This is a genomic window from Amycolatopsis sp. MtRt-6 (assembly GCF_017308975.1).
Taxonomy (GTDB): domain Bacteria; phylum Actinomycetota; class Actinomycetes; order Mycobacteriales; family Pseudonocardiaceae; genus Amycolatopsis.
Window position 1 is genome coordinate 135112 of sequence record NZ_JADWPD010000002.1, and the last position, 12987, is coordinate 148098.

Annotated in this window: 12 protein-coding genes; 5 read left to right on the forward strand and 7 right to left on the reverse strand. The window is 72.8% G+C overall.

Annotation, left to right across the window (positions count from 1 at the left end; genetic code table 11):
- The first annotated feature begins 10 nt into the window (after positions 1 to 10).
- Positions 11 to 931 (forward strand): alpha/beta fold hydrolase, encoded by a 921-nt coding sequence (locus tag I4Q55_RS04295; protein WP_206784687.1) that lies wholly within the window; start codon positions 11 to 13, stop codon positions 929 to 931.
- A gap of 3 nt (positions 932 to 934) precedes the next feature.
- Here I4Q55_RS04295 and I4Q55_RS04300 read toward each other — a convergent pair whose 3' ends face one another.
- Positions 935 to 1948, reverse strand: coding sequence for a zinc-binding dehydrogenase (locus I4Q55_RS04300; RefSeq protein WP_206784688.1), 1014 nt, complete (start codon positions 1946 to 1948; stop codon positions 935 to 937).
- Between the two features lie 80 nt (positions 1949 to 2028).
- Between I4Q55_RS04300 and I4Q55_RS04305 the strand changes: the two genes are divergently transcribed.
- The 3 genes from I4Q55_RS04305 to I4Q55_RS04315 all read left to right on the forward strand — a co-directional run bounded on the left by I4Q55_RS04305 (position 2029) and on the right by I4Q55_RS04315 (position 6329).
- A complete protein-coding gene (locus tag I4Q55_RS04305) occupies positions 2029 to 2637 on the forward strand; it encodes a TetR/AcrR family transcriptional regulator (protein WP_206784689.1) in 609 nt (202 codons plus the stop codon).
- Positions 2634 to 4256: a CocE/NonD family hydrolase gene (locus I4Q55_RS04310; RefSeq protein ID WP_206784690.1), complete on the forward strand. Its 1623-nt coding sequence runs from the start codon at positions 2634 to 2636 to the stop codon at positions 4254 to 4256. Before I4Q55_RS04305 ends, I4Q55_RS04310 begins: the two co-directional genes overlap by 4 nt.
- A gap of 132 nt (positions 4257 to 4388) precedes the next feature.
- The gene (locus tag I4Q55_RS04315) at positions 4389 to 6329 is read left to right on the forward strand and encodes a DNA/RNA non-specific endonuclease (protein WP_206784691.1); all 1941 of its coding nucleotides are present in this window, start codon (positions 4389 to 4391) and stop codon (positions 6327 to 6329) included.
- A 4-nt stretch (positions 6330 to 6333) separates the two neighbouring features.
- On the opposite strand, the gene I4Q55_RS04320 is transcribed toward I4Q55_RS04315, so the two are convergent.
- Positions 6334 to 6990 carry a GntR family transcriptional regulator gene (locus I4Q55_RS04320; RefSeq protein ID WP_206784692.1) on the reverse strand — a complete coding sequence of 219 codons (657 nt, stop codon included), beginning with the start codon at positions 6988 to 6990 and terminating at the stop codon, positions 6334 to 6336.
- 46 nt (positions 6991 to 7036) lie between these two features.
- Here I4Q55_RS04320 and I4Q55_RS04325 point away from each other — a divergent pair, with 46 nt between their 5' ends.
- A complete protein-coding gene (locus I4Q55_RS04325; protein ID WP_206784693.1) occupies positions 7037 to 7459 on the forward strand; it encodes a VOC family protein in 423 nt (140 codons plus the stop codon).
- Between the two features lie 27 nt (positions 7460 to 7486).
- On the opposite strand, the gene I4Q55_RS04330 is transcribed toward I4Q55_RS04325, so the two are convergent.
- Genes I4Q55_RS04330 through I4Q55_RS04350 form a run of 5 tightly spaced genes read right to left on the reverse strand, consistent with a single transcriptional unit; the run spans position 7487 to position 12954 of the window.
- Complete coding sequence (locus I4Q55_RS04330) at positions 7487 to 8536, reverse strand: acyl-CoA dehydrogenase family protein (RefSeq protein WP_206784694.1); 1050 nt, start codon at positions 8534 to 8536, stop codon at positions 7487 to 7489.
- On the reverse strand, positions 8533 to 9453 hold the full coding sequence (locus I4Q55_RS04335) for an acyl-CoA dehydrogenase family protein (RefSeq protein WP_206784695.1): 921 nt from the start codon (positions 9451 to 9453) through the stop codon (positions 8533 to 8535). The genes I4Q55_RS04330 and I4Q55_RS04335 overlap by 4 nt, the downstream gene beginning before the upstream one ends.
- Positions 9450 to 10580 carry an acyl-CoA dehydrogenase family protein gene (locus tag I4Q55_RS04340; protein ID WP_206784696.1) on the reverse strand — a complete coding sequence of 377 codons (1131 nt, stop codon included), beginning with the start codon at positions 10578 to 10580 and terminating at the stop codon, positions 9450 to 9452. The genes I4Q55_RS04335 and I4Q55_RS04340 overlap by 4 nt, the downstream gene beginning before the upstream one ends.
- On the reverse strand, positions 10580 to 11425 hold the full coding sequence (locus tag I4Q55_RS04345; protein ID WP_206784697.1) for an enoyl-CoA hydratase: 846 nt from the start codon (positions 11423 to 11425) through the stop codon (positions 10580 to 10582). The genes I4Q55_RS04340 and I4Q55_RS04345 overlap by 1 nt, the downstream gene beginning before the upstream one ends.
- Positions 11422 to 12954, reverse strand: a complete 1533-nt coding sequence (locus I4Q55_RS04350) for a FadD3 family acyl-CoA ligase (RefSeq protein WP_206784698.1) — start codon at positions 12952 to 12954, stop codon at positions 11422 to 11424. The genes I4Q55_RS04345 and I4Q55_RS04350 overlap by 4 nt, the downstream gene beginning before the upstream one ends.
- Positions 12955 to 12987: the final 33 nt, after the last annotated feature.

Consider the following 12987-nt stretch of genomic DNA (forward strand, 5'->3'; position numbering starts at 1 on the left):
GGGGAAAAGAATGCTGACACACCGCACCGTCGACGTCGGTGGACTCCGCATGCGGATCGCCGAGCAGGGCACCGGGCCGCTGGTGCTGCTGCTGCACGGCTGGCCGGAGACGTCGCATTCGTGGCGCCACCAGCTGGGGCCGCTGGCCGACGCGGGCTACCACGTCGTGGCGCCGGACCAGCGCGGCTACGGCGGCACCGACGCCCCCGCCGACGCGAGCCAGTACACGCTGCTGCACCTCGTCGGCGACGTCGTCGGGCTGATCCACGCGCTCGGCGAGCGCGAGGCCGTCGTGGTGGGCCACGACTGGGGCGCGCCGGTCGCGTGGCACACGGCGTTGCTGCGCCCGGACGTCGTCCGCGGCGTCGCGGGGATCAGCGTGCCGCCGGCCCTGCGCGCGCCGGCACCCCCGCTGAGCCTTCTGCGCGAGCGGTTCGGCGACGGCTTCTACCAGATCTACTTCCAGCGGCCGGGCGTCGCCGAGGCGGAGTTCGGCGCGGACCCGCGCACGACGTTCCGCAAGCTGCTCGGCGGCAGCGCGGAGGCACCGGTCGTCCGGGACGGCGAGGGTTTCCTCGACCGGTTCACCGAGCCCGCGGTGCTGCCGTCCTGGCTGAGCGAGGAGGACGTCGACACCGCGGTCGAGTCGTTCGGCCGTTCGGGGTTCACCGGCGGGCTCAACTGGTACCGCAACATCGACCGCAACTGGGAACTCCTGGCGGCGTGGCGCGACACGCCGATCACCCGCCCGGCGTTCTACCTGTGCGGCGACGGCGACCTGACCCGCGCGTTCACCGACAGCAGCCGGATCGCCGAGGCAGCGCCGGACCTGCGTGACGTCGTGGACGTGCCCGGCGCCGGGCACTGGGTCCAGCTGGAACGCCCGGCCGAGGTGAACGCGGCGCTGCTGGAGTTCTTCAAGCAGCTCTGAGGGTCAGCGACGCGGGTCGATGTGGACCTTCGGACCCGCGCCGCCGACGCGCTCGCCCGCGAGCACGGCCCCGGCCTCGGCCAGGCCCACCGTCGCCGCCACGAGCGGGCGGGGATCGACCACGCCGCTCGCGTACGCCTCGATCGTCTCCGCCAAGCCCGGCGAAGCCGACAGGACCCCGACCGCCGTGACGTCCTTCAGGACCAGTTCGCGGGTGTCGACGCGGCTGGGGTTGCCGGACAGTCCGATGTAGACGACCCGGCCCGCCGGCTCCACCAGCTCCACGGCCAGCGCGGGTGATCCGGCGGCGCCGGTGGCGTCGACCACCGCGTCGAACGGCAGCGAAGGCAGCGTCTCCCGGGTCCACGAGTTCGTGAACCCGAGGCTGCGGGAGAACTCCAGCGACCCGACGCCCATCAGGTGCACCTCGGCGCCCGCCGCGCGCAGGAACATCGCCGTGAGCAGGCCGATCGTGCCCGGGCCGAGGACGAGCGCCCGGTCGCCCTCGCCGACGTCGGCCGCGCGGGCCGCGCGCAGGGCGTTGCCGCCCGGTTCGACCAGGGCGCCGAGCACGGCGTCCACCGTGTCGGGCAGGGCGTGCAGCGACCACGCCGGCACCGCGAGGCGTTCGGCCAGCGCGCCCGCCCGGCCGCCGCGGATGCCGACCTCCTGGCGGCGCTCGCAGGTGTGCTGGTGGCCCTTGCGGCAGCGGCGGCACGTCCGGTCGCCGAGCATCGTGTCGCCCATGACCCGGCGGCCGAGCCAGGCCGGGTCCACGCCCTCGCCCACGGCCGTCACCGTGCCCGCCCACTCGTGGCCGAGCCGCATCGGGTACGCCGAGTGCCCCTGGTGGAGGTAGGCCATCGCGCCGGTGAAGAACTCGACGTCGGTGCCGCACACACCGGCCCGTTCGACGTCGACGACGACCTCCCCCGCGACGGCCCGCGGCGCGGGGACTTCCTGCACCGAGGACTCGCCCGGCCCGGTGAGCACGAAGGCCCGCATGGTCGAAGACATGCCCGCATGATCGCATCCCGCCGCCGCGGGTCGATTACCGAACACTTGCCATTTTCTTGACATCTGTCCATTATCGACCGGTGACCGACGACTGGACGACCGAAGAGCCCCCCAAGGACCGGCGGGTGCGCCGGTCGCGCGCCGCGCTGATGCGGGCCGCGGTCGAGCTCGTGTCCGAACGCGACTCCCCCGCCGTCCCGGTGTCCGACATCGCCGAGGCGGCCGACGTCAGCCGCCAGGTGCTGTACCAGCAGTTCGGCGACCGCGACGCGCTGCTGCTGGAGGCCGCGCTCGACCTCGTCCGGCGCGAGCTGCTCGGCGAGCTCACCGACCTCGCGGTCCCGGACGGCGAACGCGCGTCGCTGCTGGCACTGGGCCGGCACTTCGCCCGGTACCGGCGCTTCTACCGCGCGCTGCTGACCGGGGCGTCCGCGTTCGCCCTCACCAAGGCGCTGACCGGCCTGTTCCTCCCGGTCAACCGGGAGAACCTCGGCCGCGCGCTCGGCGGCCGCTTCGACGCCGAAGGCATCGAGGACCTCGCGACCTTCCTGACCGGCGGGGCCGGCGCGTTCGTCAACGCGTGGGTCGTCGACGGGCCGGACCCGCTCGACCCCGAAGAGTTCGCCGACCGGCTGCAGCGGATGCACTCGGTCGTCACCGCGATGATCACGAAGGAGGCCGGCCGATGATCAGCCGTCTCGTCGAACGCCTGCTGAAGCTGCCCGCGCCGGCCACCCGGCGCCTCGTCGTCCGGCGGGACCTGCGCGTCCCGATGCGCGACGGCGTCGAGCTGCTCGCCGACCACTGGGCGCCGCGCGACGGCGCGGACGGGCTCCCGGCCGCGCTGGTGCGCACGCCCTACGGCCGCCGGGGCCCGTTCGGCGCGATCCTGGCACGTCCCCTGGCCGAACGCGGCTTCCAGGTGCTCGTCCAGAGCACCCGCGGCGGCTTCGGCTCCGGCGGCGTCTTCGACCCGCTGCGGCAGGAGCGCGAAGACGGCCTCGCGACGCTGGACTGGGTGGTGGACCAGCCGTGGTCCGGCGACGCGATCGTGCTCGTCGGCGCCAGCTACCTGGGTTACGTCCAGTGGGCGGCCGCCGATCGCCTGCCGCCGCAGGTGAAGGCGATGGTCCCGCAGGTCACCGAATCGGGACTGACACTGGAGTTCCTGCGGGAGGACGGCCTTTCGCTGGAGACGCCGTTCGGGTGGGGCGTGCAGGTCGCTACCCAGGAGCGCCGCTTCGCGCTGCTGCGGCAACGCACCCAGGCGAAGAAGCTGGCGCAGGCGCTGAACACGCTGCCGCTCGCCCAGGCCGACGTCGTCGCCATCGGCCACCGCTCCGACTACATCCAGGACATCCTCGTCCACCCCGAGAGCAGCCCGCGCTGGGCGGAGATCGACCACCGGAGCCGCGTCGCGGACGTCACCGTCCCGGTCAGCTCGGTCGCCGGCTGGTACGACATCTTCCTGCCGGGCCAGCTGCGCGACTTCCGGACGCTGCAGGACGCGGGACGGCGACCCCGGCTCACGGTCGGGCCGTGGACCCACGCCGGCCGCGAAAGCCTGCTCGGCAGCACGAGCGAGACGCTGCGGGAAACCCTCGAGTTCGGGCTCGCGCACGCGCGCGGTGAGGAACCGCCGGACCGGGCGCCGGTCCGGCTGTTCGTCATGGGCGAGGAAGCCTGGCGCGACTTCGCTTCCTGGCCGCCGGAAGGCTATGCGCCGCAACGGTTCCACCTGCAGGCCGGCGGCACGTTGGCCACGGCCGTTCCGGGTGAGTCCGCACCGGACCGCTACCGCTACGACCCGGCGGACCCGACCCCCGCGGCCGGCGGGGTGCGGATGGCCCCGGACGCGGGCCGGGTGGACAACGCGGCGCTCGAAGCGCGCGCCGACGTCCTCACCTACACCACGGCCGTGCTCGGCGAAGACGTCGAGGTCATCGGGGACGTGCACGCGGAAATCTGGTTCCGGTCGAGCCTGCGGTTCGCCGACGTCTTCGTCCGGCTCTGCGACGTCGGTCCGGACGGCCGGTCGGTCAACGTCTGTGACGGCCTCACCAGCCTGCGGGACGCCGGCGAACTGGCCGCCGTCACCGTGCGGCTGTGGCCGACGGCGCACCGGTTCCGGCGCGGGCACCGCATCCGCGTCCAGGTCTCCAGCGGCGCTTTCCCGCGCTACGCCCGGAATCCCGGCACCGGCGAGCCGCACGCCACCGCCGTCACGCTGCGCGCCGCGGACCAGGAGGTCCACCACGACCCCGCGCACGCGTCGGCGATCGTGCTGCCCGTGCGTAATTTTCGATAATCGCGGAGATTTCGCGAAAATACCGCGAAGTGGAGTGAAAAAGAATTCCCGGCGACGCGCCGGAAATCGTGTAACGCGCTCTCCGGTGGCGCGACTAACGCGATGTTTCCGGATCGCTCGCGGGGAGGCATCGTGGACGTCAAGACGGACCGGCAGTCCGAACAGGAACAGGCCGCGGCCGCGCGGGCCGCCGAGCGGACCGAAGAGCGGCAGCAGAAGATCGCGTTGCTGCGCAAGCCCGGCGGGATCGCCGAGGCCGACGAGCCGAGCCGGGTCGCCACCCGGATCGACCGGCTCGGCCGCTACTACCCCGACGTCCGGCCGGTGAGCCCGGCGGCGATCGCGGCAGGCGACCCGGAGGCGATGACGGCGGCGGGCGCGATCCTCGAACGCATCGTGCTCACGAACGACCTGCTCGGCGTCGGCTACCTCGAAGGCGGGGTCGCGGCCGCGGCGGCGATCGGCCGGGTGAACATCCGGAACGCCCAGGGCAGGCTGGTCGGCTACGGCACGGGCTCGCTGATCTCGCCGGAGCTGCTGCTGACCAACCACCACGTGCTGCCGGACGCGGCGACCGCCGGGTTCAGCATCATCGAGTTCGACTACCAGGACGGCATCGACGGCCTGCCCCGGCCGGTGCGGGCGTTCGCGCTCGACCCGGACCGCTTCTTCGCCGCCGACCGCGCCCTCGACTTCGCGCTCGTCGCGGTGAAGGCGACCGCCGACGAGCTGCGCCCCTTCGGGTTCAACCGGCTGATCGGCAGCGAGGGCAAGGCGATCGTCGGCGACTTCGTCACCATCGTCCAGCACCCCGGCGGCGGCAAGAAGCAGGTCGCGCTACGGGAAAACCGCGTCGTCGACGTCCTCGAGAACTTCCTGCACTACGAAACCGACACCGAACCCGGGTCGTCCGGCTCGCCGGTGTTCAACGACCAGTGGGAGATCGTGGCGCTGCACCACGCGAGCGTCCCGGCGGCGGGCCGCGCGGAGTACGGCGGGTTCCTCAACGAAGGCATCCGCGTCAGCAAGCTGCTGAAGTTCCTGCGGGCGCAGGCGTTCACGCCGGCGCAGCAGGCCCTGCTCGACCGGCTGGCCACCCGTCCCGAGCGCGCGTTGCCGGCCACCGGCAACGGCGGCAACGGCGGCGGCGCTTCGCCGGTGCTGACGCTCTCGATGCCGTTCGACATCCGGCTGCGCGCCGAGCCGGCCACCGGGCGGATCGACCCCGACTACTCGAACCGGGAGGGCTACGACCCGGCCTTCCTGCCCGGGCACACCGTGCCGCTGCCCGGCCTGTCCGACGCGCTCGTCCCGCTGGCGGCGATCAACCGGCAGGCCACCGGCGAGCCCCGGTACGTCCTGCCGTACCACCACTTCAGCGTCGTCATGCACAAGGAGCGGCGGCTGGCGCTGTTCACCGCGGTCAACATCGACGGGCGCACCAGCCGGTCGTTGCGGCGCGAAGCCGACCACTGGTCGCTCGACCCGCGCGTCGCCGTGACCGAGCAGATCGGCGAGGAGATCTACCGGGCCAACCCCCTCGACCGCGGGCACCTGGTCCGCCGCCTCGACCCGGCGTGGGGCGCGACGGAGGCGGTCGCCCAGCTGGGCAACGACGACACGTTCCACTTCACCAACTGCTCGCCGCAGCACAAGGACTTCAACCAGAACAAGACGACGTGGGCCGGGCTCGAGGACTACGTGCTGAACAACGCGGACAACCACGACCTGAAGGTCAGCGTGCTGACCGGCCCGGTCCTGGCGGCAGACGACGACCAGTACCGCGGCGTGCAGCTGCCGCGCCAGTTCTGGAAGGTCGTGGCGATGGTCAGGAAGGACGGGACCCTGTCGGCGACGGCGTACCTGCTCAGCCAGGCCGAGCTCATCGAGGGTCTGGAGGCGGCGACGGAGTTCAACTACGGCGCCTACCGCACCTACCAGGTCCCGGTGCACCGGATCGCGGACCTGACCGGCCTGTCGTTCGGCGACCTGCCGGCCGCCGACCCGCTCGCCGGCCTGGAGTCGACGAGCGCGGCCCAGGAGGTCCGGACGGCGGCGGACCTGGTGCTCTGACGCGCTAGTCCGTCCGTCCACTGAGGATTTCGAAGGCGTGGCGGCGGTGCTCGGCGAACAGCGCGAGCGCCGTCTCGCGGTCACGCGCCCGCAGCGCCGTCACCAGCTCGCGGTGTTCCGCGGGGATGCCGTCGAGGTAGCCGTCGGTGGCGACGCCGATCCGGGTCAGCAGGAATAGATGCACCTGCGAGCGGATCGCCTGCCAGGCCTCCTGGAGCCGGCGGTGGCCCGCGGCCGCGTAGACCGCGTCGTGGAACTCGAGGTCGCACCGGACCATCTCGTGCTCGTCGAGCGCGCGTTCCATGCGATCCACCACGGCGTCGATCGCGGCCAGGGCCTCCTCGCCGGCCCGCTCGACGACGAGCTCGACGGCCAGCTGTTCAAGCGCTGCCCGCAGGCTGTTCAGCTCGGCGACGTCGTCGTCGGACAGGGCGGCCACCGTGGTGCCGCGGTGCCATTCGCTGCGGACGAGCCCCTCCCGCTCCAGCTTGAACAACGCCTCCCGCACCGGCCCGCGGCTGACGCCCAGCGCTTCGGCGAGCTCGACCTCGCGCACCTGGCTGCCGGGGGCGTAGACGCCGTCGAAGACCGCGTCGCGAATCCGGTCCGCGACCTCGTCGGCCAGCCCGCGGCGCCGGGCGGGGACCACCGAACCACTCATGTCGTAATGTTAACATTCAGCCAAGATCACCAGCGAAGGAGTCCCGATGACCCTGGCCATCCCCCGCTTCCACCTCGCCATGCCGGTCGGCGACCTGGCCGCCGCGCGCCGGTTCTACGGTGAAGTGCTCGGCCTCGAGCAGGGCCGCAGCGCCGAAACGTGGATCGACTGGAACCTGCACGGCCACCAGTTCGTGACGCACCTGGCCCCGGCCGGCCCGGAGCGCGTCCACAACCCGGTCGACGGCCACGACGTGCCGGTGCCGCACTTCGGGCTGATCCTCACCGTGCCGCAGTTCCAGGCCCTCGCCGACCGTCTGCGCGCGGCGGGGACGGAGTTCGTGATCGAGCCGTACGTCCGCTTCGAAGGCCAGGCCGGCGAGCAGTGGACGATGTTCCTGCTCGACCCGGCGGGCAATGCCCTGGAGTTCAAGGCCTTCGCCGACGACGCCCAGGTGTTCGCGGTCTGAACCCCCGATCGGGCCGCTTGCTCGGGCTCATCGGGCGAGCCACGAACCCGGCTCACCGAACAGCAGCGCCGTGCCGTGGGCGCGCTTGAAGTACAGGTGGGCGTCGTGCTCCCAGGTGATCGCTATCCCGCCGTGCAGCTGGATCATCTCCGCCGCCGCGTGGGCGAACGCCTCGCCGCACACCACCTTCGCCGTCGCCACGGCCTCGGCGTCGCCGTCCACCAGGGCCGCGTACAGCGCCGAGCGGGCCGCCTCGACGTGGACGTGCACGTCGGCCATCCGGTGCTTCAGCGCCTGGAACGATCCGATCGGGCGGCCGAACTGACGACGCTGCTTCGTGTACTCGACCGTCAGCTCCAACGCCCGCGCGGCCGCCCCGACCTGCTCCGCGGCCACCGCGACCACCGCCGTGTCGCGCAGCTGCCGCAGGGACGAACCGAACCCGCCGAGGTCCAGCCGTCGCGCCGGCGTCGCGGCGCACTCGACCACCGCGAGCCGCCGGCCCGGGTCCAGGCTCGTCACGCGCGACCGGCGCACCCCGTCGGCCGGCACCTCGAACAGGCCGGCGCCGTCGTCCGTGCGGGCCACCGCGAGCAGGACGTCGGCGAGGTCACCGTCCAGGACGTAGTGGGCGCTGCCCTCCAGCCCCGCGTCCGACGCGCGCAGGGCCGGCGTCCACCGGCCGTCCTCGCCGGACCAGGCCAGGGCCGCCAGTGTCGTGCCCGCGGCGATGCCCGGCAGCAGTTCACGGCACGCGGAGTCGTTGCCGGTCAGCAGCAGCGCCTGGGCCGACAGCACCGCCGAGCCCAGCATCGGCGCCGGCGTCAGCGTCCGGCCCAGTTCCGCCAGCACGACGCACGCCTCGGCGAGCCCCGCGCCCGCGCCGCCGTAGTGCTCCGGGACCACCAGGGCGGCGACGCCGATCTGCTCGCAGAGCGTCGACCACAGCTTGTCGTCGTAACCCAGCGGCGACTCCAGTGCCGCCCGCACCGCCTCCGGTCCCGACCGCCGCGTCAGCAGGGCCCGGACGGCCTCCCGCAGCGCCCGGGCCTCCTCGGTCTCCGTCGGGTCCGTCATCGCAGGACCCGCGCCCGGTGGAACGACCCGGTCCCCCACGCTCCGACGAGCGCGCGCACCTTCGTCAGGCGGAGCCCGAGGTCGTGCTCGGCCGTGTAGCCGATGGCGCCGTGCACCTGGAGCGCGGTCCGGGCGGCGAGCAGCGCGGCTTCCCCGGCCATCACCTTCGCCGCCGAAACGTCGCGGGCGAAGGTGTCCCCGGCGACCGCGGCGCCGTAGAGCAGCGGCCGGGCCAGTTCGAGGCGGGTGACGACGTCGGCGAGGAGGTGCTTGATCGCCTGGTACTCGCCGATCGCCCGGCCGTACTGCGTGCGTTGCTTCGCGTACGCCACCGACGTGTCGAGCAGCCACTGCCCCGCCCCCACCAGTTGGGCGGCCACGGCCAGGACGCCCCGGTCGAACGCGGTGCCGTCCGGTCGGACGGCTGCGCCGGGGACGCGGAACAGCCGCCGCGGCGGGTCGATCGAGCGTTCGGGTCCGGTGCCGGCTCCGGTGAGCTCCGCGCCGGTGAGGTCCAGCACCGCGCCCGCGACGTCGGCGTCGAGCGCGAGGGGGACTTCCGGCGGCGCGACGACGGTGGCCAGGAGGTCGCCCTCGGCGAGCGCGGTGAGCCGGTCGCCGGTCAGCAGCGCCGGGGCGACGGCGGCCGATTCCACGAGCGGGCCGGGGACGGCGTGGTAGCCGAGTGCTTCGCAGGCGACCACCAGGTCGACCGGGCCGGCGCCGAGGCCGCCGTGGTCCTCGTCGACCAGCAGCGCGAAGACGCCGACGTCGGCGAGCGCGCGCCACAGCTTGAGGCCGCGGTCGTGCTCCCCCGCCGCCCAGGCCCGGGCCGCGGCCGCGGTGTCCGCACCGCCCAGCAGCTCGTGGAGTGTCGCGGCGAACTGCCGTTGCTCCGGGGAGAGCCGGAACTTCATCGGCGGGCCTCCCTCGGAAGCTTCAGCAGCCGTTCGGCGATGGTGTTGCGCTGGATCTGGTCGGTGCCGCCGTAGATGGGACCGGCCAGGGAGAACAGGTAGCCGTTCACCCACGCCTGATCGGTCTCCGCGGCCGGGCCGAGCACGTCGAGCGCGGTTTCGTGCAGCTCCACATCCAGGTGGGACCAGAAGAGCTTGTTCACGCTCGACTCCGGCCCCAGCTCACCGCCCTCCGCCAGCCTGCTGACCGTGCCGAAGGTGTAGAGCTGATACGCGCGGGCGCCGATCCACGCGTCCGCCACCCGGTCCCGTGTGGACAGTGGCTCGCCGCGGTCGCGCCACAGATCCACCAGGCGGTCCGCCGCGGCCAGGAACCGGCCCGGGCTGCGCAGCGACAGGCCGCGCTCGTTGTTGGCCGTCGTCATCGCGACCCGCCAGCCCTGGCCCACTTCGCCGATCACGTCCTCGTCCGGCACGAACACGTCGTCGAAGAAGATCTCCGCGAAGCCGGGTTCGCCGTCCAGCTGCGGGATCGGCCGGACCGTCACCCCCTCGGCCCGCAGGTCGGCCATGAAGTACGTCAGGCCGTGGTGGCGCCGCGCTTCCGGATCGGTGCGGAACAACCCGAACGCCCGGTCCGCGAAAGCGGCCCGTGAACTCCACGTCTTCTGCCCGGACAGCAGCCAGCCGCCGTCGGTGCGGACCGCCGTGCTGCGCAACGCGGCAATGTCGCTGCCCGCCTCGGGTTCGGACCACGCCTGCGCCCAGACCTGCTCGCCGCGGGCCATCGGCGGCAGGATCCGGTCACGCTGCTCCGGCGTCCCGTGCGCGAACAACGTCGGGCCCAGCATGAAGATGCCGTTCTGCGACACCCGGCCCGGCGCGCCGGAGGCGTAGTACTCCTCCTCGAACAACAGCCACTGCAGCATCGAGGCGTCCCGGCCGTGGTACTCGCGCGGCCACGACACCACCGACCAGCGCGCCTCCGCGAGTTCGGCCTCCCACTCGCGATGCGCTTCGAAGCCTTCGGCCGTGTCCATCGACGGCAGCACGCGCACGTGCGAAGCCAGCCACGCCCGCGCCTCGTCGCGGAAGGCCGCCGACGCCTCGTCGATGTCGAGGTCCATCAGGCCCCCTTGTTCGCATCACGCATCGACCGCGCCGACTGCCCGCCGAGGGAGTCTTCCGAGGTCTCGGCGTTGTGGGCGTGCGCGAAGTGGTGCAGCCCGAAGACGGAGTCCATCCCGGACCGCAGTCCCATCAGGTCCTCGGCCTGGTTGACCGCCTTCTTGGCCAGTGCCAGCCCGAACGACGGCATCCCCGCGATCTTCTCCGCCAGTTCCAGCGTGCGCTGCTCCAGCTCTTCGCGCGGCACGATCCGGGTGACCATCCCCCACTCCTTGGCCTGCTGCACCGTGAACCGCTCCCCGGTGAACAGCACTTCCTTGGCCGCGCGGGGACCCAGCACCCACGGGTGCGCGAAGTACTCGACACCCGGAATGCCCATCCGCACCACCGGATCGGCGAAGAACGCGTCATCGGCCGCCACGATCAGGTCGCACACCCAGGCCAGCATCAACCCGCCCGCGATGCAGGCGCCCTGGACGCTGGCGATCATCGGCTTCGGGATCTCCCGCCACCGGCGGCACATCCCCAGGTACACCTCGGACTCCCGGGCGAACCGCTGATCACCGCCGGCCCGGTCGACGTGGTCCCACCACAGCACCGCCCGCCGATCGAACGACTGGTCGGCGTCCCGGCCCGGGCTGCCGATGTCGTGCCCGGCCGAAAAGTGCTTCCCTTCCCCCGCCAGCACGATCACCTTCACCTCGGGGTCGTTCACCGCCGCCGTGAAGGCGTCGTCCAGGGCGTAGGTCATCGCCGAGTTCTGGGCGTTGCGGTAGTCCGGCCGGTTCATGGTCACCACCGCGACCGGCCCCCGCCGCTCCGACCGGACCACCGATTCACTCATGCCTTCTCCTCGGTCAGCAGCCGCTTCAGCACCTTGCCGGCAGCGTTGCGGGGCAGCTCGTCGAGGAACTCGACGAACCGCGGGGTCTTGTAGTTGGCGAGCCGCTCGCGGCAGAACGCGATGACCGCCTCCGCCGTCAGCCCGGTCCCGACGACGTACGCCTTGCCGACCTCGCCGAGCCGCTCGTCCGGAACGCCGACCACGGCGACGTCGCGGACGCTGGCCAGCTCGGTCAGCGCGCTCTCGACCTCGGCCGGGTAGACGTTGAAGCCGCCGCAGATGTACATGTCCTTGAGCCGGCCGGTGATGGTGAGGTTGCCGTCGGCGTCGAGCTCGCCGACGTCCCCGGTGTGCAGCCAGCCGTCTTCGTCGATCGCCTTGGCCGTCGCCTCGGGGTCGTCGAGGTACCCGAGCATCACGTTCGGCCCGCGCAGGACGATCTCGCCCGGCGAACCGTGGATCGCCACTTCGAAGCCGGCGGTCGCCCGGCCGGACGTGCTCGCGACGAGTTCCGCGGGGTCGCCCGGGCGGCACATCGTCACCATGACGGCTTCGGTCAGGCCGTAGGCGGTCAGGACCGTCTCGAACCCCAGCTCGGCCCCCATCCGCCGGACCAGCGAGGCGGGCACGCTGGCCGCCCCGGTGACCGCGAGCCGCAGCGACGACAGGTCGCCCTTGCGCGGCTCGTGCAGCAGGGACTGGAAGACCGTCGGCGCGCCCGGCAGCACGGAGATCCGCTCCCGCTCGATCACCTTCAGCGCCTCGCGGACGTCGAAGACCGCCTGCGGGACGATCGTCGCGCCGGTCAGCAGGCCCACGACGATGCCGGCCTTGTAGCCGAAGCTGTGGAAGAACGGGTTGATCACCAGGTAGCGGTCGTCCGCAGTGACCTGGCCGCACTCCGCCCACGCCGCGGCGACGTCGACCGTCTGGCGGTGCGCGGAGAGCACGCCCTTGGAGCGGCCGCTGGTGCCGGAGGTGAAGAGGATGTCGCTGACGTCGTCCGGGCCGACGGCGTCCGCCCGCGCCTCGGCTTCGGCAGCCGGGACCTCCTCGGCGCGGGCCAGGAACTCGTCCCAGCCCAGGGTGCCCGCGACCGGCCGGTGCGGCTCCTGCAGCGGCACCCGGACGACCGTGCCGAGGTCGGGCAGCTCGACGCCGGTCTCGCGGATCGCGGCGTGGCGGTCGGTGCCGAGGAAGTCGGCGGCCACGACGAGCGCCGTGGCCCGGCCGCGGACGAGCAGGTCCACCGTCTCGGTGGCGGTGAAGCGGGTGTTGACCGGGATCAGGGTCGCTCCCGCGTAGAGGGCACCGAGTGCCGCCTCGACCCAGTGGTGGGTGTTGGGAAGGGCGATGGCGACCCGGTCGCCCGCCCGGACACCGCATGCGGCGAACGCCCGCGCGACCGTTCGAACACGTTCCAGAAGCTGGTCGTAGCCGAGCCGCACCGGGCCGTCGACCAGCGCCTCCGCGGCCCCGAACTTCGCGGCGGCATCGCGGACGACGGCCGGGATCGTGGTCTGTCCCACCACAGCCTCCTCTGGACCGACAAAGTAGAACGT